The following is a 24,041-nucleotide window of genomic DNA, read 5'->3' on the forward strand; positions in this document are numbered from 1 at the left end:
GGCTAGAGGAGTTCAGAGAGAGCAACATGAATCGTTCTAAAACGCTTGGCCCGGTGATGATGTCACCAGCCCTAGTCTTTGTCGTCTTATTTTTCCTATTGCCTGTTGTAATGACGGCGGTCTTCTCGCTTACCAACATGAGCACGGCAACAGGAATTAGTAGTGGAACCTATCAGGTTTCGCCCTCAGCACTGCGAACACTAAGTGCAGACTATGACATGCCTGAACTGGCAGAGTCATTAAAAGAATCTCGCTTTACCATCGATAAGCAAGGTATCGATGCTCTTGGTTCTAGTAATCTTGACGCCCGTTTTATCGAGCAAGTCGATTCAGTATTGATGGGTAAAATATTCGATAACCGTCGCGATTTGACCAGAGAATTGCGCCGTCTGTCACACAGCCCTAGAAGCCCAAGAGAGCTCAACCGTACCGCAGACAACTTCCAGCGTTCTGTGGGAACCACCCGCTATGAAAACAAAGCCGCTATGCTGAATGCCGTTGAGGCAGCTGGCATCACGCTCAGTGACCGTGAATCAGAGGCACTGCTAAAGGCATCCTACACCGGCTGGACTTGGACGACGGAAAACTATCAGCGCATGACGTCGCTGCCAGATACTAAAACAGCGTTAAGTAATACTCTGCTGTATGTATTTGCGACCTTGTCACTGTTTAATATCGGTTTTGCTTTGGTACTAGCACTGACTACGCACTATATGCCAAAGAAAATTGCTGGTTTTTATCGAGCAGTGTGGTTGCTCCCGAGGATTACCCCCCCAGTACTCTATGTTTTGCTTTGGAAATGGCTAGCATGGGACACCGGCTTTATCTCAAACCTAGTTGCTATGTTTGGTATAGCTCCGAAGAACTGGATGCTGGACACGCCAGCACACGCATGGACTTTTGTCATTCTAATTAACGGCTTTGTCGGCGCATCCATGGGTATGTTGGTGTTGTCTTCTGCAATCAATGCCATTCCAAAGAGTCATTTTTGGGCGAGTGAAGTCGATGGGGCAAGTCGCTTACAACAGATTCGCTACATTATTTTACCTCAGTTGCGTTGGCCGATTCTGTTTATGACGTGTTATCAAACTCTATCCCTACTGGCCTCATTTGATTACATATTATTGGCAACAGGTGGTGGCCCTGGCGGTTCCACTGAAGTATGGGCACTACGAGCATTCCACACCGCGTTGAGTAACTATGCTGGTAACCTGCAATACGGCTACGGCGCTGCTCTGGCAATGGTTCTGGTAGCAATTGGCATGGTCATGTCGGTCGTTTATTTGAAGCTTTTCGGCTTTAACAAGATGGTTGCGAAACCTCGCATTGAAATATAGGAAGTACCATGTCAGATCTCACTAAAAGTCGTAAGTCTGTCATTGCATTGGGGATATTAAGTGCTCCATTGCTTCTGATGTATCTCTATTTAATTATTGATACCTTTTCCAATACAGCCCCAGGCGACCTTCTGCCCTATGAGTTCACGTTGGAACATTGGCGTTTCCTTTGGGAGGATTTACCGGGAAAGCCCAATATTTGGGGAGTGACATTTAACACTCTATTGTTCTCGTTGGTATCGACGTTACTGACGTTATGTATTGCTTCAACAGCAGCGTATGCGTTATCACGACTTAACATTCCGCTACGTGGTTTCTTTTTGGGTGGAGTGATGGTTTTGCACTCATTCCCGACTGTGACCTTGCTCATCGCTATTTTCTTGATCCTCCAATATGTGGGTCTGTATGACACGCTGCTAGGCGTCATCATGGTGAAAGCAGCACTTGAATTACCCTTTGGTATCTGGATTTTAAAAGGTTTTTACGATTCGGTTCCTTGGGAGCTAGAAATGGCAGCCATGCAAGACGGGGCTAGCCGATTCATGGTGTGGCGTAAGGTAGTTCTGCCTCAGGTCGGTTCGGCAATGACGGCGCTTGGCATCTTCTCTTTTCTAGCAAGCTGGAGTGAGTTCATCCTTCCTCAGGTCTTGGCACCAGGAAACGATGCTCAAGTACTTTCCGTTTATTTGGCCGGTCTTATCGCCGACGATAATAATTTTGATATGGCGATGTTTAAGTCCGTAGGCCTGTTTTATGTTCTACCAGTCATTATTTTATTCGCAATTTTCCAAAAACAACTTATGAATATGTACAGCGGAGGCAACAAAGGCTAATGGGTATTCAAATTAACAATTTCACCAAGACCTTTGGTGACACCACTGTCATTGATAACATGAACTTGTCCATCGGTTCTGGCGAAATGATTGCGCTACTTGGCCCCTCTGGTTGCGGTAAGTCGACCACCTTGTTTGCCATTAGTGGCATTCACCAAATTGACGGCGGTAGCATAGAATTTGGCGCTCGCGACGTGACTAAACTACCACCACAGCAGCGAAATGTTGGCGTCATTTTCCAGTCTTATGCGTTATATCCACACATGACGGTTGAAGAGAACATCGCATTTCCTTTGATGATTCGTAAAGAAAGCAAAGTTGAAATTAAACAAAAGGTAGCGGATATCGCAAAGCTGGTTCGCATTGATAACCTATTGCACCGTAAACCCGCAGAGCTATCAGGTGGGCAGCAGCAACGAGTCTCATTAGCACGTGCCATTGTTCGTAAGCCAGATGTTCTTTTGCTTGACGAACCTCTTGCTAACCTCGACGCCAAGTTGCGTTTAGAAATGCGCTCTGAGATCCGCCGTATTCAGCAAGAGACAGGCATTACTGCCGTGCTCGTAACTCACGACCAAGTGGAAGCGATGAGCATGTGCGACCGCATTGCCATTATGAATGGTGGACGCATAGTACAGGTCGATACACCGACAGAAATGTACCACAACCCTGTGAATGAGTTTGTCGCCGGTTTCTTGGGGAATCCACCAATCTCGTTTGTCGAAGGTGAGATTCAACAAGATACCTTTATCAATGGTGTCGATGGTATCCAGTTGGCCTTAGAAGCTGGTCACCTTGATAGCGAATACGTAAAAGTTGGCTTGCGTCCAGAACACGTGATCTTGACGGAAGAAACGGGTGATACCAACTGTGCAACGGTCTGCTTTATTGAAAACCAAGGCCGTGAAAATCTTTATGATCTCCGACTGGCCGATGGCAATGTTATTCGAACGATTCAACCTGTGCGTGACGATTTAAGACTTGGTGACACTGTTCACTGGAGCATCGACGCAAGCCATATTCTATTGTTTAACCAAGATGGAGAGCGTCTATATGCTGCGTCAACAACGTTTAGAAAAGCTGGTTAAACAGTCTCAGCGCAAACCACTTTGTATTGCTCATCGTGGAGCCAGTGGTCATAAACTCGAAAATACCTTAGAAGCGTTTGAGTATGCAGCTACTTTAGGGGCTGAAATGTGGGAGATCGATGTTCGTTTAACCGCTGATGGCGTATGCGTGGTAAGTCACGATGATAGCCTTATGCATACGGCTGGGGTTGATGTGACTATTTCTGATGTCAGCTTCGAAGTACTCAGATCATACCGCTTATTTAATAACCAAGGTGTACCCACCTTCGAACAAGTGCTCGATTTGGCAATAGAAACAGGCTCGGGCCTTTATATAGAACTGAAAGGTGAGGGGGCTGGCGCTGAAGTACTAAAAACACTCTCCAGCACGCCTTACGACGCGGTATCCATTGGTAGCTTTGTGCCTGAATGGGTCGCAGAAATGGATCAGATGAATTGTCCGTATCCACTGTCGGTTTTGGTAAGAGTCGGCGACTGTCCTTTTGAGCAAGCTAACAAGGCCAAAGCAGATATGATTCATCTGTGCTGGGAGCGAGCATCAGAGACTCCTCATGAGTTTCTTACCGATGAGCTACTGCAGACTGCAAAGGAGCAGCAGCTTCCTATTGTGATCTGGCATGAAGAAAGACCATCGGAAATAGAAAAGTTGCTTCAAATGCCTGTGGTTGGGATTTGTTCAGATTTGCCAGAGTTGTTAACGGGATATCACCCACACCCAAGTAACCCAATTAAGATGGTTTTACATCGAGGCGCTAATGATGTGGCGCCGGAAAACACAACCATTGCCGCCGAAATAGGTTATCGAGCAGGAGCCAGTGTCATTGAGCTTGATCTGAATACCAGTGCTGATGGCGAACTAATGGTGATACATGATCCAACGGCCAATAGAACCACTAACCTCATCGGACAGGTCTGCGAGATCACCCGTGAACAGTTTGCGAATTGTGATGTAGGGTCATGGTTTCACCCAAGCTTTTCTAGACAAAGTGTGCTGACATTTGGAGATTTTCTTGAGCAGGCAAAAGCCAATGACGGAGAGCTTTATGTCGAGTTAAAGCAGGCTAATGTAGACCAAGTTATCGCAACAGCAGTTCAACACGACGCGCTTTCATGTTGTTTCTTCTGGAGCTTTAACACTGACTATATTCAGCAGATAAAAACGCGTTATCCAGAAGCTCGATTGATGCTTAGACGTCAGGACTTTGAGTCTCTTGAATCATTGTGCAACTACGTACAGCCAGAGATAGTGGAATACGATTATCAACTGGATGATCTCAATGAGTTTTCATTGTGCCGCGACCTGGGTATTAAATCGATGTTGCGCTACCCGGGCGAATCGCAGCAGGTATTGTTCGAGTTGATAGGCAAGCAGCCGGATATGGTCAACATTGACTTCCCATTTGCCTTTTCTCGTGCCTATGAGACTTGGAAACAGAAGGAAAACCTTCTTTGAGTGAGCAGAAACAAAAAAATATTACCTCAGTAGATGTAGCGAAAGCGGCTGGCGTTTCTCGCGCAGCGGTATCACGTACCTTTTCTAACAATGGTTATGTCTCTGAAGAGACAAAACAAAAGGTGCTCAAAGCAGCCGATGCGTTGGGTTATCGTGTCAACCACCTTGCTCGTAGCCTCAATCGTCAGCGCTCAGATCTGATTGGGTTGGTCGTTGCGGATATGGATAACCCGTTTCGCAGTCAACAAGTCAGTGACTTAAGCGAAGCGATACTGGCGAAGAATCATCGCCCGTTATTGATTCCAACAGCCAAGGAACGAGATAGCTCTCAGGTGATCGATATGCTACTGCACTACAACGTGTCTGGGGTGATTATTACTTCAGATACCCCGCCTGAAAACATCTTTCAGATGTGCGCAAGTAGTTCAGTACCTGTTGTTCTAGTCAATAAACAACAGACTCACGAAAGCGTTGACAGGGTCATTTGCGACAACAGGAAAGGGGTTGAGTTACTAGTCTCTGCCTTCTCCGATGCGAATTGCAAATCATTGGCTGTGGTCAGCTCATTGAAAGACTCGTTCAGTATACGTAGTCGTGAGCAATTGTTTTGTGAGCTAGCGGCAGAGCGAGGGATCACTACCACAACACTGTACCCAAAGACACATTGCTATCAGGGTGGTATGGCGGCTGCGGAAATGCTTACCTCCAAAAATGCGGTTCCCGATGGCGTTTTTTGTGCCAATGACTATTTAGCGCTCGGTGTCCTTGATGGATTGAAGGAACAGCTTGGGGCTGAGTATATGGCACAGATTAAAGTAGCGGGTTTTGATGACATGCAACAATCAAGTTGGAATAGCTATCAGCTAACCACGGTAAAGCAGTCGACAGGGGAGATGGCTAAGCAGTGCGTAGATCTCCTGCTCAGCAGAATTAATGATCCAAGCCAAACATCAAGAACACGAACTTTAGACGTCAGTTTAATAAAACGAAAAACACTGTAGTGAACCGAACAATGAATAACGAATTACAAAAAAAATACGACTTTGCATGTGAACTGGCTGAAAAAGCAGGCGCGATAGCTAAGGATTATCAAGATCAACTGCGAAAAGGCAACTTAGAAATCGATGTAAAAGGTCACCAAGATTTCGTTAGTGATGCCGATCGTGAAACGGAAAGGTATATACGAAATCAGATTGAGTCAACGTATCCAGAAGATGGCTTCTTAGGTGAAGAGAGCGGTGCAACGGCTGAGAGTTGTGCCGGTGTTTGGGTTGTCGACCCAATCGATGGCACCACTAACTTTCTGAGAAAGCAATCGGCTTGGTGTGTGTCGATTGCTTATGTCGTCAATGGGGAGCCGGTGATTGGTGTGATTTACGACCCTAGTCTTGATGAGCTGTTTCATGCGCTTAAAGGTGAAGGTGCTTATCTTAATGATAGGTTGATTGAAGTGTATCAAGGCAGCGAAGCGTTTGTAGGCCTTGTCAATCTTGGGTATTCACCAAAAATGTCTTTAGAGAATTATCTAAACACCATGCAAAGGCTATTGAACCACGGGATCGAACATCGCCGACACGGGTCAGCAGCCTTGGGCTTAGCGCACGTAGCCGCGGGACGATTTGATGGATACAGAGAAGATTTCATCAACGCGTGGGACATTATGGCCGGCGTTGTCATCCTTAGAGAAGCAAAGGCTGATGTGACCGCTAAACAGATTGAAGGCGGCTACGCAATACAAGCGAGCATCCCTGCTATTACCGCGCTACTTGCTGGTTAAGCATCTCAATATCACGGCTGGTATCAGGATAAACGCATGCCGATACCAGCTTTAACCTAACCTTTCTGAAGCTTTAACTCTATGATCGCAGCTCAGCCACAGACACACATCTCTAGCAATCGCAGCGCACTTTGGATAATCAGCTTAGTTCCTCTAATTTGGGGCGCTTTGACCGCAATGACAAGCTTGCTTGTTCCCTATTTAAGAGAGGTGTATTCGCTAAGCCACACCCAGTCGGTGTTGGTACAAGTAGTTTTCTCTATGATCCCTGTTGTTATGGGGTTACCCTCAGCTTTTCTGATTGGGCGATACGGTTATCGCAGCAGTTTGTTCCTGTCATTGGTTTTTGCATTATTTGGTTGTGGTGTGATGTTGGTCTCTGCCATCACCTCATCGTACGTCTTGTCCTTAGCGGCAACCATAGTAATATCGATTGCTGTGACCACAATGCAAGTCGTTGTCAATCCAGTAGTGACCAATATGGGGCCGCAAAATCTGTCCTCTCAAAGGCTTACCTTTAGCTCGATGGTCAATGCGATTGGTGTGACGCTCGCTCCATTGATGGCTGCTGGTTTCTTGTTTCGAGATTACTCGCAAACAGTAAGTGAACGCGCTGCAAATATGCTGGTGCCATATCTGGGCCTTATACTCGTTATTGTCGTAACCACTTTTCTGCTCAAAAAAGCCAGTATCTCTTTTCCTAACAACCGCGATAGTAAAAAGACCGACACCGGTGCGAGGGCTAAGATCAAGCACCCCCATTTCTGGTTTGGTGTCGTTGCTATCTTTTGTTACACCGGTGCAGAAGTGAGTGTTGCCACTTATCTCATCTCGTATTTAAGTGATGTCGTCAAGATGACAGCATCAGAGGCGAGTCGCTATATTGCTTTCTACTGGGGTGGGGCACTATTAGGTCGTATAGTTGGGGCAATGACGTTAGCGAGGTTTGATGCTCGTAATGTCTTGATAACCAACGCGTCTGTCGCACTATTGATCTCAATCTTTGCTGTTGTTAATCCGGGCTATCTATCGGGTATGTTATTGGTGGGGCTTGGGTTGTGTCATTCGATTATGTATCCAGTCATTTTTTCGCTTGCTTTGAACAGGCTTGGCGCTCAGGCAGCGAAAGCGTCTGGGATACTCGTGATGGCGGGCTGTGGGGGAGCTATATTCCCTATGCTGCAAGCGTTGTTAGCCGATAGGTATGTTATTTCTGATACGTTTGGGTTGGTGGCTATCTGTTACCTGATCATCATGATGTTTTCAGTGATGGTGAAAAGGCTAAGTGCAAGGGAACAGTAGGTTAGTGCTGCGATTGGCATCTAACTATCTTCAGTTTATCTGTTGAGTTCTAATTTGGGAAAAGCTGCAGTTCACTTTCGAGTTAGCTACAAAGCTGCCGGTTGACTCGAGAATCCGCAGTTCTGATACGTAACGCTTAAACCACGATAACAATGGAGCCATACAAAAACATGTTGTCCTCCAATACCTTTAACCATTGGAAGGCCTGTTGCTGGTTTATTGCAGCAACTAGTAGCTTTGCTGCAGCGTATACTTTTTCATTGTTGAAATAATACTCTTGAAAAACGGTTTAAGAGTGATTTGCAACGCTCTACATTTTTCATTCCATCGTGAAATCAGTGTTTACGAGGTATGCTTGAGTTTCTTGGTCGCGCTACTCTCAGCGAAATGCGGCGTTAGTAATTAGTCGAGATTGTGCTTTGGATTACTATGGAGATCTCTACCACAGTGTTGGGTGGTTTATTCCCCCACATGTTAATATGGGGTACTTAGGCGAGATTGCTAATGGAATAACACAAGACAATGATTTTGATTTAGAGTCTATGCTCAGCAAAGTTTATTCACCAGCACACCTTTCAACAATGGTTACTCATCGATACCCTATAGTTCCTCATATTTGTGAGTACAAAGAGATAATTTCAGAAGCAATTGATGCTCATTGTCTAGAGTTGCATCACGTAGCAGCATCAGGGCTCACCCCTGTTGTAGAAGGTGCAGGACGAAAAATTCTCGAGGCAAGTGGTTTGTCGGAAACTTATATTAAGAATGTGTATATGGCATTGGCTACGAAGTGTAAAAATGATGTGTCAGCTAACAATATTGGAGCTGTTAATGAAATAATCTCTCTTTTAGATTCATTTGTTTACTTTACGGGTACTAATCTATATTCAAAGTCAGAAAATCACCCTCACGAAGATAATACTAATCGACATGGTATACTACACGGAGCTTTCGCTGATTCTGACTATGGAAAGCCGATCAACTTTTATAAAGCTATTGGCGCCATAGAAGTATTGTATTTTATAGTATCAACTAGAGAGCCGATTTTTTTACTACTGATGTGACAGAGGAATCGATGAAACTAGAAAAGCAGTATGTGCTCTTGAAAGGGCTTCACTATTTCCTGAAAAATTGCTAGAAAGTTGTTCAAATTGACATCAAGCAGTCAGCGACTTTGGTTTGGTTGAGTTTTCTGATTGCGGTGTCTTTATTTCGCTTTAGCGGCAGTAGTTGTCACTTAACAATGCGTGAGCTAATCTGTGAATTCTAATTTATTACTACGAATGACAAAGTTCTGTCTCGCAATCCACCTGAATACAGTGATTATAGAGCGTTACTGTTTCAACTTTTTTGCCAAACTTTAATGTTAAATGCTCTGATTTTGGTCATAGGTCTGACACAGAAATGATTAAAATTTGGGGCTCAGCACTTTCATGGATTAGCCACAAATGTAACTATCTGTTTAGAACTAATCGTTCGCGACTGCTGCTTCACTCACCCACCACAACATACTCATCACTCCGGTTATCTGAGTACCTATCCGTCGTTCGCCGGTTTTTGTGATCAAAGAGCTTTTGGATATCGACGCCTGCTTCGTAGTATGTGAGTTCGGCCAAGGATCCTAGTTCATGAAAAGTAGGAGGGGTGTCCTTCATGCTTGCTCAAAACTCATCAAATGGAATTAACAGGTGTCATTCAAGCTGCTTAATCCAATTTCCATAGCTTCCCCACTACTTTACTAGAACAAATAAACACAGGAGGGAACTATGATTGAGCCGGCTAAGAGATAGTTTCCAGCTTTGAGTTTGGAACCAATGGCCAAGTTGAGATCAACTATTGAGCAGGAGCTGGAAAGATAGTGTTATCCAAGTTTCTATACTCCCCCTTGTTTTATCTACTCGTCGAATATACCAGCCAAAAGGTCTACCTCTTCAGACTGGGATGAAATGGTCAAATGATCAAATGGTAAGGTAATCACTATACGTTAAGACGGAAAAATGCTTGCCGTGTATGATGTTACAGTTAAAAGTCAATTTTACGAAGAGCTTGTTGAGAAGTGGCTGGCGGAACGAAGCATCATAGCCGTGGAACGGCATTAAGTGAACAATGGTAAAGGCAGCGCAGATCCCTCGTTTTACATAAGCGCTAAGTCGCGAATTACAAATTGTTGGCACACTGTATTCTATTCGTCAGCATTGAGGCCTAGCTTGCTCAACGTATGCTTACTCCCTGTTCTTGTGTGCAGGCCCGAATCTTGTGAGTAAAAATCGCGCACTCATGCCCACACCCAGTTTTATTTACTGTATTGTAAGTCAATATATTGGATACTATACCGAAGTGACTCCACTCTGAATCCAGCATCTTGAGGTCACTTTGGTGTATGACAATAGTGCATTATTGAAGGAAGTATGTAATGAGTAAAAAGATGACAATGGCTGAGATTTCAAGACAGCTTGGAATTTCAACAATGACTGTGTCACGTTACTTTAATGGCGGTTATGTCTCGGCGGAGAACCGCCTTAAAATTGAAGCTATCGTCAAGGATAGTCATTACACGCCTAATATATTTGCTCGCTCTATTCGAAGCCAATCTAATATTATTGGTTTCGTCGCACCTCGTATTGAGTCATATACGACGAGTCTAGTGATTAAAGGGGCGCTGGCTGCTGCCAACGAATCACAAGTACGAATGCTGTTTCATTCCACAGGATTTAATCATGAGTCAGAATGCCAAGCCGTAAGAGAGTTTAACGGCTTAAATGCACTGGGCACGATTATTATCGCTTCAAAGCACAGTGTTGAAGAGACTTTTTATCAAACCTTAGATAATGTGTTATTTATTGGCAAAAACTCTCCCCACCATTGTTGTTTATATTACCCCGATCATGCAGCTATTAAAGCACTCGTCTCTCAAACCATTACTCAGTTAAAACAGCAGCAAGCACCGCTGGTAGCCGTAAATTATATTTACGATGAGCGTATGCTTTCTAGCCGAACTAAGTCGATGCAAGCCACCATTACCGACACAGTACCCGAGTTAAACTTTTCACTGCAAGCCCTAGCCAACTCTGAGGAAAAAGCCGACTACCAGGCAATTCACTTACAGCCTAACCATGTCTACTTTTGTGCCACCGATAATATTGCCATTCGTTTATATCGTCGCGCCAAAGAACAGCAACTCAAGATTGGTCATAACGTATGGATTGTAGGCATGGGCGACTATGACTACAGCGATCTGTTGGTCCCGAGCCTGACTACTGTGGCTTTTAACTACTATGAAGTGGGCTACCAAGCTGTCAAAAAACTGATAAAGCGCGATTTCAGTTCCGTTGAAGGTACATTTGATTTAAAAATGAGAGAGAGTTCACGGTTCTCTTGAGGTTATGAGGGGTATCTCACAGTTTCTTTGAAATTATATTGAGTCTAAACATAATACATTTAACCTCATGTGTTATCGATAACACATGACATAACATTGATGATTTGCGCCAATAACACACATGCAAACCCACTCGAGTGGTGGAAAAAAGCGACCGCCTACCAGATTTATCCCCGTAGCTTTTATGATACGAACCAAGATGGTATTGGTGATATCAATGGAATCATTGCTAAGCTGGACTACCTAGCTGATTTGGGCATTGATTTAATATGGATTTGCCCATTCTATGCATCACCGAACGATGATAACGGTTACGACATTAGTGACTACCAAGCGATTCATCCTGACTTTGGAACCCTGGAGGATGTGGATAGACTGATCGCTGCTGCTCATACGCGTGGCATTCGCATCATTATGGACTTAGTGATCAACCACACCAGTGATGAACATCCATGGTTCATCGAATCTCGAGATAACAAAAATAGCCCTAAGCGCGACTGGTATATTTGGCGTGATGGTTGTGAGCCTACCGATGAAAAACTGACTTGCGACCCAAACAATTGGGAAAGTATTTTTCATGGTAGTGCATGGGAATATGATGAAAAAACTGCACAGTACTACTTGCACCTATTTTCTAAAAAACAACCGGACCTGAATTGGGAAAACCCTGAAGTTAAGCAAGCACTATTCAAAATGATTCATTGGTGGTTGGAGCGCGGTATTGATGGTTTCCGTGTGGATGCCATTAGCCATATTCAGAAACAACCAGGTTTACCTTCTTTACCCAATCCAAAGGATGAAAAGTATGTCTCCTCGTTTGATTATCACATGAATGTGGCAGGTATTGAAAAGCATCTGCATGAGTTAAAAGAGCAGGCGTTTGATCCCTTTGATATTGTCACAGTTGGTGAGGCCAATGGGGTTACTGCCGAGAATGCATTGCCTTGGGTTGCCGAAGCGACCGAGCAGGATCAAGGTGGTGTTTTCAACATGATTTTTCAGTTTGAACACATGAAGCTATGGTCGGAAGAACAAAGCAACGAGCGTTTAGATCTGGTGGAGTTCAAACGCATTTTATCGCGTTGGCAGGATGCATTAGAAGGTAAAGGTTGGAATGCGCTCTATTTAGAAAACCACGATCAAGCTCGTAGTATTGATACTTTTGCCGACCCTAATTCTAGGTATGCCAGTGCTACCGCATTAGCGAGTTGTTATTTCTTGATGAAAGGGACTCCGTTTATTTATCAGGGCCAAGAGATTGGTATGGTAAATCATCAGTTTACGTCTCTTGACGAATTTAATGATGTGTCTGCTAGAAATTTGATTCAAAAGCTATCTCAACAAGGTCAAAGCGAAGCAGACATCTTAGCTTTGCTAAATCAGGTATCCCGCGACCACAGTCGCTTGCCAATGCAATGGAACGACCAGAAATTTGGCGGTTTTTCTGAGGTGCAACCTTGGTTCTGGGTCAATCAACAGCACGCAGATATCAACGTTAAGCAACAACAGAAAGATCCAAATTCGATTTTGAGTTTCTACAAGCAGCTGATTGCTCTGCGTAAGTCAAATGAAAGCTTGGTGGTTGGCCGTTATCAATTGCTGCTACCTAGCGATCCTAATATCTATGCTTATCAACGTGTTGCTCAAGATATGACATGGACCATTATTACCAATTTAAGTCCACAAGAGAACGTCGTTGATATCGACTGCTCGCAATTAGGCGAGTTAGTACTTGATAATCAGAATATCAACAACGAACACGCTTGTTCAGGTTTTATAGCGACGAAAATTGCTCCCGCTTATGCTGCATATATATTTGTAAGAAAACACTAATTTATATTTATCGCAGGGCCTTTATAAAGCTACCCTGCATTTAAAACAAGGAATCATTTATGAGTAAGTTACTGTCGTTTGATTTTTGGCAACGATTCGGGAAGTCCCTGATCGTTGTTATCGCGGTGATGCCAGCCGCGGGTATCATGATATCACTCGGTAAAGTTGTCGCAATGTATGCCGGTGGTGTTGGCGCCATTGAAACACTAGGCGCTATTATGGAAAACATAGGTTGGGGCGTCATCGTTAACCTTCACCTATTATTTGCTGTCGCTATCGGTGGTTCATGGGCTAAAGAACGAGCAGGAGGCGCATTTGCTGCTCTGATTGCCTTCATCTTAATCAACCGTATCACTGGCGTTATATTGGGCGTGGATAACGCTATGCTCAGTGATCCAGAAGCGGTTGTGATGAGCCTATTTGGTTCTGAACTACCTGTCTCTCAATTCTTCACTAATATTTTGGGTGCTCCTGCTCTAAATATGGGTGTGTTTATTGGTATTATGTCTGGTTATTTAGGTGCCAACTTATTTAACCGCTATCATGACTTCGCTCGCTTGCCTCAGGCATTAGCGTTTTTCAACGGAAAGCGTTTTGTACCTTTTGTAGTTATTTTCTATTCGATGATTATTGCGTTTGCTTTATCAATCGTATGGCCTTTAATTCAAGGAGCACTTAATGATTTTGGTCAATGGATTGCAACCTCTAAAGATACAGCACCGATTACTGCTCCTTTTCTATATGGTACGTTAGAGCGTTTATTACTGCCATTTGGTTTACACCACACTTTAACTATTCCAATGAACTACACCGAGTTGGGTGGTACTTATGAGCTTCTGACTGGTACGAATGCAGGCTCAAGTGTTTATGGTCAAGACCCATTATGGCTTGCTTGGGTGAGCGATCTAAATAATCTTAAATTAAGCGATCCGATAGCTTACCAACATCTACTAGATACAGTACATCCAGCGCGTTTTAAGGCGGGCCAAGTTATTATCGCAGCGTCTTCATTGATTGGTATTGGCCTTGCCATGTATCACTGTGTTGATAGTGATAAGCGCGAACAATACAAGCCAATGTTTTTATCTGCGTGTCTTGCTGTGTTATTAACAGGTGTAACAGAGCCTATTGAATTCATGTTTATGTTTATTGCTCCTGTTTTGTATGTTGCGCATGCGGTGTTAACAGGGGTTGCATTTGCGTTAGTAGATGTGATGGACCTGCGTGTACATGCCTTTGGTTTGATTGAATTAGTCACTCGTATACCTATGATGACTTCAGCGGGCATTGGTGGTGACTTGGTTCGCTTCGCATTGGTGTCTATTGTTTTCTTTGGTGTTAACTATGGATTATTCCGTGTGCTTATTGTCAAACTTAAATTGCCAACACCGGGACGCATGGGTAACTACCTCGATGACAGTTCGGAATCCATGTCAGAAGATGAGAAGATGGAAACTATCATTAAGAATTTAGGTGGCCGTACCAATATTGCTGAGATTGATGCTTGTATGACTCGCTTGCGCGTTACAGTTAATGATCCGCAGTTGGTTGCCGAATATGAGTTATGGAAGCCGACGGGAGCACTTGGCGCTGTAATTAAAGAGCAAGGAGTACAAGTTATTTATGGTCCTGGAGTGGATGTCATTAAATCTAGATTGGTTGCGAAGTTTTCAGCACAACCAGCGTAGTTATTTCTCTATTTAGATAGAGTAACCTCGAAAAACGCAGCCTTGCGCTGCGTTTAACTCACTCCAAATAAATAAGTGATTAATAAATGAAGTTAATGACGCTAAATACCCATAGTTGGCAAGAAGAGAAACAGCTAGAAAAGTTGGATGTGGTAGCGCAAGCCATTATCGAGCAAGGGTGCGATGTCGTTGCATTACAGGAAGTGAATCAACATCAAGACAGCCCGGCTGTTGATGCCAATATATTAACCAATCACACTGTGCTCGCTGATAACTATGGTTACTTGTTACAGAAAAAGCTCATGGAATACGGTTATCACTACCAACTTACATGGGATTTCGTTCATCAAAGTTATGACGTATATCACGAGGGACTGGCGTTCTTGACGCGACTGCCGATTATCGAACATGAGGTCATTGACCTAAGCGATAACTATGACGTGAACTATTGGAAACATAGACGAGCAGTGCGTATTAAGGTGACTTCCCAACAAGGTGATTTCAATCTTTATAATTGTCATTGCGGCTGGTGGAATGACTCAGAGAACTCATTTGAGGATCAGTTCAACCGAATCAATGCAACATTATCAACAGAACTGAGCTTTCTATTAGGTGATTTCAACAACCCAAGCCATATACGCAATGAAGGTTATGATTATGTTTTACAGCGCGGATTGATAGATTGTTATGAAATAGCTGAAATTAAAGATGCTGGAACCACAGTAATTAAAAACATTGATGGTTGGGAAAAAAATAGCCAAGCGCTTCGGATTGATTTGGTTTTTAGTAATCAACCCGTGGTGGTAAAGCAGCATCAGGTGATTTTTAATGGCGATTTTTATCCGGTTGTGTCGGATCACTTTGGGGTTCTGATGGAAGTAGACATTACTTAATGTTTATTAACTTATCGCAGCTTATAAATCCACATTCTACAACCGGCCAAACCCCAAGAGTCCGTTTGGTGATTACTTACTGCTCTTCAAGATAATTAAACTGACAAGCACCTGATTTATCGACTAAAATTTTTTGTATCTTTGACGTGAAAATTGGCCGAAATTAGGTGTTAACTCTATGAATAATAAAAAGACACCATCGATTCTCGTTGTATGTATGGGCAGCACAGCTTTTTCTTTTAATTGATTGAAAAATAGTAATAAACTTCTGTTTCCAAAATTACTCCAATGAAAGTTCTCCAAAATATCAGTGTCTTCTAGATGCGCTTCAATAGTGTTATAGGTGGCCTAGTATGAGTTACTGGGTCACTTTTAAAACGCCTTAATATTTCCTCTATTAACTCTAACGTACTGGACAACTGTTTAGAGCTTCCAAAAGCGCGCCTTAAAAGATCAGAGTTATTTACCCTAAGATTAGTATTGTTATATTTGCCTGCTGAATTCTTTGGTGTGCACTCATTGCTCTTGGTTATCGACAATTGATTTATTAATAATTAAATCAATTGCTTATGATTGTTCTTATATAAAATTGGTTGTAGGATACCTCGGTTGATTAAGCCTGTTTTTGTTAAGGATAACTAATTATGGTGAAAAGTTCGTTGAAGCTTTGGGTTATTTCAGCCTCGATCGGTATTGTGGGGTGCTCCTCAAAGCCATATGAAGCTGGTGAATACGCGTTGAGCAATCAGCGTGTGACTTCAGAAATTTCATTAGATGCAGTCGAGCCAGACGAACAATTCTCGGATGCTATGAGAATTATGTACGATTACTCACAAGTCGATATTGATTACAAAAATAACCTCGATGCTCCGTATGTAAAGGGCAAGTCCATAACTAAAGATGTTTTAAGCTTAGGTGGCACTGCAGCTCTGATCGCCCAAGGAGCCTCATTTGCTGATGTTGGTTCGTTCTTTTTTGGTTCTAGCTCTAAAAAAGAAATCAGCTCTATGTACTCAATGAATGCAGTCTTACGATTTGTAGATGTTTCCGAAAAAAGAACTCAATCTGAAATAAAAGATACTATTATTGCTAATCGAAACGAGTTGGCAGGCATCATAAAGGATGCTTACACAAAGTCAGGCATTAAGGTTGTTTATTTGGACTCTACAAACTTAGAACCTAAAGCTACGGATTTCTGGGGTGCCTCATCTAACTATATTGTTCCACTCAATAATGAGGATGAGTCCAGAAACTACTCCCCACTTTGTGAAGTTCCAGTTGTGGAGAACGTGAGTTCTTTAAAAAGTCTTGGATTCATTAGAGATGGAGATTGTCAGGTAAGGGTGTGGCAGCGGATTCAACTTACCAAAAACGACTCAGGTACAGAAGTTCCTGCATTTAATGGTAAAGACGTAAAGCAGTATCTGATTATTACCGCTTTTCTTCCGTCAGACTTCCCGATGGGAAGCTTGAGCAGCAGCTATGAGTATGACTACGCTTACACTCCCGCATACGCATGGCTCTCAAAGCCGCACAAGTTTGCTCAGGCATATGGGGCGAAAGAGATGGAAAATAAGCTAGAGAGAAGAGATGTATCAATGCTTCCTAGGCTAGTTAATCTATATGCACAAAAAGAAGTAGAATTTACGTATCAAACAGCAAGTAAGTAGTTGCTTCACGTAGCATGGAATGTGCTGCCTATTAATTTTATTGGATTAGTGCTAAGGAGCTATATTGTAGATGGAAACTTACCAAGTATTTAAAAAAGAGGAAAAATTTGAAGCGGTGAATATGGATAAGTTTACCGCTCGGGATGATGTTAATGAATATCTATCCAATGGATTTAGATCACTGGGTAATGTAGAAGCAAGTTCGATTGAAAAAGCAATAGCAGTGGCTAGAGTGGATTTAGTTGAACTAGAGGAATCAGACTCGAAAGAAGATGCAATCTTGACAGAAAGAAGTACGAGTAAGTTTGAAGTACTAGTTGGTAAAGTTACTAGCTATAATGCAATCGCGTCCGGGCAAGTTCAATTTGAACTGGACTCTAAGAAGGTGGTGATTGAATTACATTTGAAAGATTCATGGGTTCTTAATCATCAAGACGAAGTGGTTGTTATTGGTGAAATGGAACAATTTACTGGTAAGTTCAGGGCTCATGCATATAAAAATATCAGTAAAGGAGTGAAAGGCGGGGGATACGTTGGTGGTATATTTGGCTGGCTTTTAATAATTTTAGGATTATGCTTAGGGCTTTATATCCTTCCCTTGGTACTTATTCCAATCGGTATACGTTTAATAGCAAAAGGAAAGGATTTTTCCAGAGCTTATGAAACTTTCATCGGATATTGAACACCTTAGGTCAAGTCTAAATCGACTCAAAACATGGGCTCTACCTGTTACCGAACTCGGATTGCTTACTGGTAAGTGAGTTTCTATCGTCCACGAATAGTAATTCACTCACCCACCACAACATACTCACTACCTCGGTTATCTGAATACCTATCCGTCGTTCTGCGGTCTTTGTGACCAAGTAGTTTTTGGGTATCGACACCTGCTTCGTGGTATGTGCGTTCGGCCAATGATCGTAGTTCATGAAAAGTAGGAGGGGTGCCTTCCCATTTTAGATTGGCTTTGTCTCGAGCCTCGGCAAACCTTCGAGTGACAGTGTTGACGTTGACCTTGTCGCCTGGTTTGGTGCTGTGTACTCGCGCTATATTGTGAACGAGATAGCGTGACACTATATCCGTCTTTCGGCACATCCCTATAATCTCAGCCAGCGTCATATCGAGAATTGGATTACGAAGGGTTAGAGGAAACGCCAGTTTTGTTTTCTGCCCAGATTTACTTGTGGCAACATAGAGTAGACCATCTTCAATGTCTGAGAACTTGAGGTTACAAATATCCTCTCGACGCAGTCCTGTCGTCAAAGCGAGCAGGGCAGCGTGATAGCAGTAGACGTGAGGTGAGTTTTTCAAGACGCGGTCGATTTGCTCCCAGTGAGATACGGTTAGACGTGAACGGCGAACATTCGTTTTTGGGGGCTTAGTCGCTAAGGCAGGGTTATAGCCGGCTTCAACCTCACCGGCATGTTGAGCCTCTTTGAATACATCAATCCAAATAGACCTCAGAACTTGAGCCATTCGTGTTTTGCCTTCCCGTTTGTACTCATCAATGATGATGGCCAGAGTCTTTGTGTCGAGCTCTCTGATAGCAACATGCTTACATCTGTCATTTAGGACTTTGATGCCACTTCTCCGTGTTTTGAAGGTAGCATCAACGATTTCACCAGTCTCAAGTCTTTCGGCTTGGATCTCCATGTATCGCTCACACCATTCACCGGTACTGATCCCCAGTCGTTTTTTCTTGGCAGGATTAGCGTTGAAAATGTGGTGATATTGCTCGACTAGCTGAGTAGCGATGAGTCGATTAAGCTCTGTCGCAACCTTAATCGCTGTTGTTCTGTCGGTTCCTAATCCATGGAATCTACCGGTTCGAGTATCTCGGTATTGGTAATACGCCTTGCCATTTCGCCTATCAAATTTCTGATAGAGATTGGGGACGTTTAGATTGTGTGCCCTAGGTCTAGCTGCCATGACGGAAAATCCTAGCTACGACAGGGTCGCTGATTTCTATGGAGTCTGTTGAGCAAAGGCCGACAAATACCGCTTTTTCATCGCACATCCATTTTCCGCCGAATTTAACCGGAGCCGGGTGTATCTGCTTTGTTTTTGCGTAGCTCGCCAACGTACTCGCACTTGGGGCAAAGCCAAACTCTTGGATTGCCCATTCCCGAATCGTAATATGCATAGTTCACTCCTGACCTTAGTTGTTGCCTGAGTCAGCCAATCGCCTTGCTGTAACCGACCATCATACCTTTGGGTTGAACCCAAAAAGTCCGTTTACCTACTTTTTCTAGATTAGCGAGGCCGAAATGGTGGCAATGGGATTAAGCAGCCAAAAACGAGTGCACAAAAATTTTTTTGAGGTAGGCCACCGTAGAAATATCGAAGAAGTAAAGTACATTTCGTTCAGATAATTTTCTTGCTCTGAACTGCGAATTTAATCATCACTCGACATGCATCAGGAAGTGGGAAAACAGCTAGAAAACACAAAGTGCACTTAGCGACAAAATCACCGTTGGTTTCTCTATATTGGGTGGAATATGTAGGGAAAATTTCTGAGAATTTAAAGAAAACATTTAAAAACAATGACGTAGGAAAGTCGATTGTTGATGATTCTAAGTGAAATGCCGGTATTGGGTGGAGAGCCCTCTTTTACCCAAGGGAAAATTGGTCAGAAAAACAAAGAGTGAAATGAATTCGATGTATTACGTTAATTTCTGAATCATGAAAAGTGTCATATTTCCCGTAATGGGTGGAAGGCGTGTTTTAACGTTGACAAAAAAGCAAGAGAAAAAACGAATGTCACGATAAATCATATGATTGCAAGGGTGGGTAAAAAGCAAAAATAGGCTGTTTTGGGTATTTGGGTGGAAAGCCTAAAATACCCGAAATTATCTGTAATGGGTGGAGACCCTCCCCACCTTCCACCCAAAATTTATGCTGGGGGGAATTTTACTGACAAAAAATCCCATACCCAGCGCGACTATCGCAGAGAAAGCTTCTTCACTGACGCTTATCGTAGCCGCTTAAATCGTACAACTTGGCCATAGCGGCCTTGAGCGACGGACAGGGTTAGCAAGCGTGTAAAACAAGCTTTGAAACCGCCAATCTGCTGGGCAATGTCACGGGGCGCTCTTGTTATTGCAAACATGGTCAACGCGGCCTTGAGCGCGCTCTAAGTTTACTTTCGGGGATGAATAACTGTGCAAAGCGCAGGCCTTAATCTTGAATACGGCCAACGTGATTATCACTGCTGATAAGGTTCGCGTGAGGCTCAAGACATCTCCCTTTTCTGGGATTGATCTAAAGAACTTACACTGGCAGGGCGTCCTCACATGCCTGAAGAAAACTCACTAAATGGTACTAACAGGTGTCACTTGGGCAGCTTAATTGAATTTCCATCGCTTCCCCAGTGCTTTACTAGAACAAAGAAACACAGGGGAGAACTATGATTGAGCCAGCTAACAGCAACTTTCCAGTTCTGAGTTTGGAACCAATGGCCGAGTTAAGATCAACTATCGAGCAGGAGCTAGAAAGGCTGTGTTATCCGAGTTTCAACTCTCTGCTTGTTTCAGGCACTCGTCGAATAGACCGTCCAAAAAGGTGTACCTTTTCGGACTTCAGCAAAACGGCCAAATAGTAAGGTAATCACTGTACGTTAAGTCGGCAAAATGTTTGTCGTACATGTCTTCATTTTTGCTGGGACTTATTGGACAGTGTCGAGGAGGGGTTATGTTGATTGGTTATGCTCGTGTTAGTAGCGATGAACAAGATTTAGGGCTTCAGGTTGAACAACTGACTCGTATCGGCTGTGAAAAGATCTATCAAGATAAAGCCAGTGGTAAGAGCGCGGAGCGTCAAGGATTAAAACAGCTTCTTGAGTTTGCCAGGGAAGGGGACATAGTGCATGTCACCAAGGTTGACCGCATTGCCAGAAATACAATCGATGCGCTTGGCGTCGCCGATCAATTGAGCGCGCGGGGCGCAGGGCTTATTTGCCATGACTTGGGCGACCTAGATATAAACAGTGACGTGGGGCGCGTTATCTATACCACAATTGGCGCATTTGCAGAGATGGAGCGCTCAAGAATACTGCAGCGATGCAATGAAGGGAGAGAACGAGCTAAACAGCAAGGAAAGCACCTTGGGCGTCACCCAGACTTGGTATTACATCATCGCATAAGGGAGTTAGCTAACCGCGGTTTGAACAAGCATGCTATTAGCCGTGAGCTCGCGTGTAGCCGTTCTACGGTGTATAAGGTGCTGTCTGGAGGAACATAGAGTTTGATGTGGTTATCAGGCTCTAGAAGTGATTGTGAGGCCTTTACGTCTGGCTGCTAGAGTGTCGTGACACGTTTCTTCTTCATTTCTGAACAGCTCTCTAGTTTTGAGCAGATCATCGTAAGCGTGCATTGCAGTCTAATGAAAGGCTGATTACGCTGCAAAAGTTAAGTTATTTTACCAACAAGCGATTGATACATCGCGGCAATACTAATGTAAGTTGTGCCAACATGTTCCTTTACGCATTCGTAGCAAAATGCCCCTTTTGCTCTCTCGCCTGGCCTTTGGCCGCAGCACTGACACATTTGTGCATCGCTCGGTGGTATTGATCTGGCCGTTTCATGGGTTAGTGGCTCAAATTGAACGGGCTCGTTTAATAGTCTCACAACATGAACGGGTTCAGCGATTACCTCTTGTTTAACGACTGGCTTTAAGACTGTAGCCCAGCTATCAAAGTTCTTTACTAGAACTTCCCTAAATTGAGCGCCGCTTGCAATTGCTTTCAAACACAATGAGTCGGCTATAGCGCTTGAGTCTAACTCAAAAACGTAGTCATGGTGGTAATAGTGTTCCAGTTGACTATTAGTGCTTCCAGGGAACGGTAGGTGGAACGCAACGCTTTGTTGATTGCTTAATCTAGCGATAGCGTCAACTGGTGGTGTTCCGGTCTCGAGCTCCCAGGAGTTCACAAATTGAAAGTCACCTTCAATCTTCAACATGCCGAAGTTTGGTAGTTCTTGTCTTAATAGCAGCGCGATGGCCGTTGCAGGGGAGTAGCTGCACTTCTTGGTGGTCAATCTACTGTCTTTTGTCTGATGCGCAAAATGCTTCTCGCGGTGTTCACCTTTGCGTGCGGTGACAGGGGTATCACACCCGAGGCATGTACACTGGCAATTGTCCCCCCGGTTCGCATCAGCAATATTTATGATTTTACCACTTACATGGCGAGCAAACGGCATTAGTACGAGATCAGACAAGAATAAGCAACCTAAATACAATGTGTTAGATGGAAACTATAGCAAAATGCGTAAGTCATTACATTGGGTTTGTCACTTCTACTCTTCGGTTCATTTGGCAGAGTTTATGTGAACCGACAGCAAACACATCTTTACCATGGACATGCCTGTAAAGGACAAGAATAAAGTCCAATTCTTGCATTGTAATTTGTGACTAGCGTTGTAAAGACAGTGGTACTTTTGGATGTAAGGTTCTGTTTAGTTACGATAATATAATGACAAACAGTTGCATATAGTACATGGAGGTATTAAAGCTACATGAAACGTCTATTGGTCTCTAGTGCGGTCGCACTATCATGTTTCTCAGCTCAAGCCACTGAACTTGAGATTTCACTGTATTATTCTGATGCGTTCTACAATGATTCAGGTGTACTTCTTTCTAGCGATATCGTGGGCTTTTATCGTTCCATTGATGCAGCTAACGCATTGTTTGATGAAGCAGGGGCAAACTTGACGTTTGTTCCCGCAAAAATCAGCGGCGAAGATGTATCGGTATTCCCAAATGGAAAAACGACGCGTCAAACTCGTGGCCTGTTAGATTATGGGACAATGGAAGTGGTCTCTGATTCGGCTAGTCACTTTGCGGTTGGGCTAGGCTATAGTCAAGGTGGTGTTCTCGGTGTTGCTGTTCCGTATTATGACTACGGTTATGCTACTCCTTCAATTAACACTAAAAAAAGTGCAGTAGCTTCTGGTGTTATGTCTCGTACAGACTCACGTTACCCGTACATTCTCGCTCACGAAGTACTCCATTCCTTTGGTGGGAGTCATGATGAATCTGGAGCTCAATCTTTCGACTCACTTGGTAATGGCGAGGATTATGGTCATGGTGACATCTGTGACGATGGCGAGTATTCATTAATGCACGAACTGGCGTCTACTGGAGCAAGTGCTCCTCTTGTTTCCGGTCAAGGAGGTTGTAACTCCGGTCATGGTGATATGGTGCGCTTTATCAATACCTACGCACCATTGGTAGCAAACGACGCAGTACCTTTGAACATGAACACGTTAAAGATGGTTGCGATTGAGGATACTGCGGAGTCGGAGTTTGAGTTTACGGTGACTCGCTCTATTAACACGAGCCAACCATCCACGGTTGAACTCCACATTTCAGGCAGTGGTGCAACGATTACCAACGAAATCATCCCTGTTGAAATTGACTTCTTGGCGAATGAACTCAGCAAGACAGTTCGCGTACCCTTTTCCTCAATTCACCCGCTATTTGAAGAGGCCAAATTTATCGATGGCCAGGTGTATGCTGTTGCAATTTCTGATGATGAAGTTATGAAGGAGTTGTTAGATGTCACGGCGCTCAATACTGCATGGACGGATACACCAGACCCGATTGACCCAGATGATGGCGGCGGTGATGTGACCTCAACTGGAGGAGGTGGTGGTGGTTCAGTGTCCTGGTTTGGGCTTATTGCTTTGCTAATGTTGCGTAAATTCAGAAGACTCTGAGTATGGAGAGCGAAGGAGGTAAAGCTCCTTTGCTCTTAGTTTGTCTCCATGCTTTTGTTCTCGCCTGATAATGAA

The 24,041-nt window shown here is 43.7% G+C and carries 19 protein-coding genes and 1 pseudogene; 16 read left to right on the plus strand and 4 right to left on the minus strand.

The genetic code is table 11. The features are described 5' to 3' along the window. Nucleotides 1-26 precede the first annotated feature (26 nt). The 14 genes from J4N45_RS04495 to J4N45_RS04560 all read left to right on the plus strand — a co-directional run bounded on the left by J4N45_RS04495 (nucleotide 27) and on the right by J4N45_RS04560 (nucleotide 17,935). Nucleotides 27-1,337, plus strand: coding sequence for a carbohydrate ABC transporter permease (locus J4N45_RS04495; protein ID WP_252013776.1), 1,311 nt, complete (start codon nucleotides 27-29; stop codon nucleotides 1,335-1,337). Between the two features lie 8 nt (nucleotides 1,338-1,345). Continuing rightward, on the plus strand, nucleotides 1,346-2,170 hold the full coding sequence (locus J4N45_RS04500; protein WP_252013777.1) for a carbohydrate ABC transporter permease: 825 nt from the start codon (nucleotides 1,346-1,348) through the stop codon (nucleotides 2,168-2,170). Then, nucleotides 2,170-3,258 carry an ABC transporter ATP-binding protein gene (locus tag J4N45_RS04505; protein WP_252013778.1) on the plus strand — a complete coding sequence of 363 codons (1,089 nt, stop codon included), beginning with the start codon at nucleotides 2,170-2,172 and terminating at the stop codon, nucleotides 3,256-3,258. The genes J4N45_RS04500 and J4N45_RS04505 overlap by 1 nt, the downstream gene beginning before the upstream one ends. Next, nucleotides 3,224-4,711 carry a glycerophosphodiester phosphodiesterase family protein gene (locus J4N45_RS04510; RefSeq protein WP_252013779.1) on the plus strand — a complete coding sequence of 496 codons (1,488 nt, stop codon included), beginning with the start codon at nucleotides 3,224-3,226 and terminating at the stop codon, nucleotides 4,709-4,711. Before J4N45_RS04505 ends, J4N45_RS04510 begins: the two co-directional genes overlap by 35 nt. Further along, nucleotides 4,708-5,712, plus strand: coding sequence for a LacI family DNA-binding transcriptional regulator (locus tag J4N45_RS04515; protein ID WP_252013780.1), 1,005 nt, complete (start codon nucleotides 4,708-4,710; stop codon nucleotides 5,710-5,712). The genes J4N45_RS04510 and J4N45_RS04515 overlap by 4 nt, the downstream gene beginning before the upstream one ends. An 11-nt stretch (nucleotides 5,713-5,723) precedes the next feature. After that, nucleotides 5,724-6,488 (plus strand): inositol monophosphatase family protein, encoded by a 765-nt coding sequence (locus J4N45_RS04520; protein ID WP_252013781.1) that lies wholly within the window; start codon nucleotides 5,724-5,726, stop codon nucleotides 6,486-6,488. 81 nt (nucleotides 6,489-6,569) lie between these two features. After that, nucleotides 6,570-7,790: an MFS transporter gene (locus tag J4N45_RS04525; protein ID WP_252013782.1), complete on the plus strand. Its 1,221-nt coding sequence runs from the start codon at nucleotides 6,570-6,572 to the stop codon at nucleotides 7,788-7,790. A 419-nt stretch (nucleotides 7,791-8,209) separates the two neighbouring features. Then, nucleotides 8,210-8,854 (plus strand): hypothetical protein, encoded by a 645-nt coding sequence (locus J4N45_RS04530; protein WP_252013783.1) that lies wholly within the window; start codon nucleotides 8,210-8,212, stop codon nucleotides 8,852-8,854. Nucleotides 8,855-10,203: 1,349 nt separating this feature from the next. Beyond that, complete coding sequence (locus tag J4N45_RS04535; protein ID WP_252013784.1) at nucleotides 10,204-11,169, plus strand: LacI family DNA-binding transcriptional regulator; 966 nt, start codon at nucleotides 10,204-10,206, stop codon at nucleotides 11,167-11,169. Between the two features lie 99 nt (nucleotides 11,170-11,268). After that, a complete protein-coding gene (locus J4N45_RS04540; RefSeq protein WP_286036903.1) occupies nucleotides 11,269-13,002 on the plus strand; it encodes a glycoside hydrolase family 13 protein in 1,734 nt (577 codons plus the stop codon). Between the two features lie 59 nt (nucleotides 13,003-13,061). Next, nucleotides 13,062-14,690 carry a PTS transporter subunit IIBC gene (locus tag J4N45_RS04545; RefSeq protein WP_252013786.1) on the plus strand — a complete coding sequence of 543 codons (1,629 nt, stop codon included), beginning with the start codon at nucleotides 13,062-13,064 and terminating at the stop codon, nucleotides 14,688-14,690. Nucleotides 14,691-14,776: 86 nt separating this feature from the next. Further along, complete coding sequence (locus tag J4N45_RS04550; protein ID WP_252013787.1) at nucleotides 14,777-15,583, plus strand: endonuclease/exonuclease/phosphatase family protein; 807 nt, start codon at nucleotides 14,777-14,779, stop codon at nucleotides 15,581-15,583. 644 nt (nucleotides 15,584-16,227) lie between these two features. After that, entirely contained in the window at nucleotides 16,228-17,253 is a 1,026-nt protein-coding gene (locus J4N45_RS04555) for a hypothetical protein (protein WP_252013788.1), read from the plus strand. A gap of 70 nt (nucleotides 17,254-17,323) precedes the next feature. Next, the gene (locus J4N45_RS04560; protein WP_252013789.1) at nucleotides 17,324-17,935 is read left to right on the plus strand and encodes a hypothetical protein; all 612 of its coding nucleotides are present in this window, start codon (nucleotides 17,324-17,326) and stop codon (nucleotides 17,933-17,935) included. Nucleotides 17,936-18,039: 104 nt separating this feature from the next. Here J4N45_RS04560 and J4N45_RS04565 read toward each other — a convergent pair whose 3' ends face one another. Both J4N45_RS04565 and J4N45_RS04570 read right to left on the minus strand, forming a co-directional pair. After that, entirely contained in the window at nucleotides 18,040-19,179 is a 1,140-nt protein-coding gene (locus tag J4N45_RS04565; protein WP_252013790.1) for a phage integrase Arm DNA-binding domain-containing protein, read from the minus strand. Beyond that, nucleotides 19,169-19,393 carry an excisionase gene (locus J4N45_RS04570; RefSeq protein ID WP_252013791.1) on the minus strand — a complete coding sequence of 75 codons (225 nt, stop codon included), beginning with the start codon at nucleotides 19,391-19,393 and terminating at the stop codon, nucleotides 19,169-19,171. Before J4N45_RS04570 ends, J4N45_RS04565 begins: the two co-directional genes overlap by 11 nt. 1,547 nt (nucleotides 19,394-20,940) lie before the next feature. On the opposite strand from J4N45_RS04570, the gene J4N45_RS04575 reads away from it, so the two are divergent. Further along, a complete protein-coding gene (locus tag J4N45_RS04575) occupies nucleotides 20,941-21,489 on the plus strand; it encodes a recombinase family protein (RefSeq protein ID WP_252013792.1) in 549 nt (182 codons plus the stop codon). Between the two features lie 167 nt (nucleotides 21,490-21,656). On the opposite strand, the gene J4N45_RS04580 is transcribed toward J4N45_RS04575, so the two are convergent. Both J4N45_RS04580 and J4N45_RS27325 read right to left on the minus strand, forming a co-directional pair. Beyond that, entirely contained in the window at nucleotides 21,657-22,286 is a 630-nt protein-coding gene (locus J4N45_RS04580; protein ID WP_252013793.1) for a hypothetical protein, read from the minus strand. A gap of 18 nt (nucleotides 22,287-22,304) precedes the next feature. After that, a pseudogene (locus tag J4N45_RS27325) lies at nucleotides 22,305-22,448 on the minus strand (competence protein CoiA family protein); the annotation flags it as partial. A gap of 315 nt (nucleotides 22,449-22,763) precedes the next feature. On the opposite strand from J4N45_RS27325, the gene J4N45_RS04585 reads away from it, so the two are divergent. Then, nucleotides 22,764-23,966 (plus strand): hypothetical protein, encoded by a 1,203-nt coding sequence (locus tag J4N45_RS04585; RefSeq protein ID WP_252013794.1) that lies wholly within the window; start codon nucleotides 22,764-22,766, stop codon nucleotides 23,964-23,966. Nucleotides 23,967-24,041: the final 75 nt, after the last annotated feature.

It is taken from the genome of Vibrio sp. SCSIO 43140 (genome assembly GCF_023716585.1).
Classification (GTDB): domain Bacteria; phylum Pseudomonadota; class Gammaproteobacteria; order Enterobacterales; family Vibrionaceae; genus Vibrio; species Vibrio maritimus_B.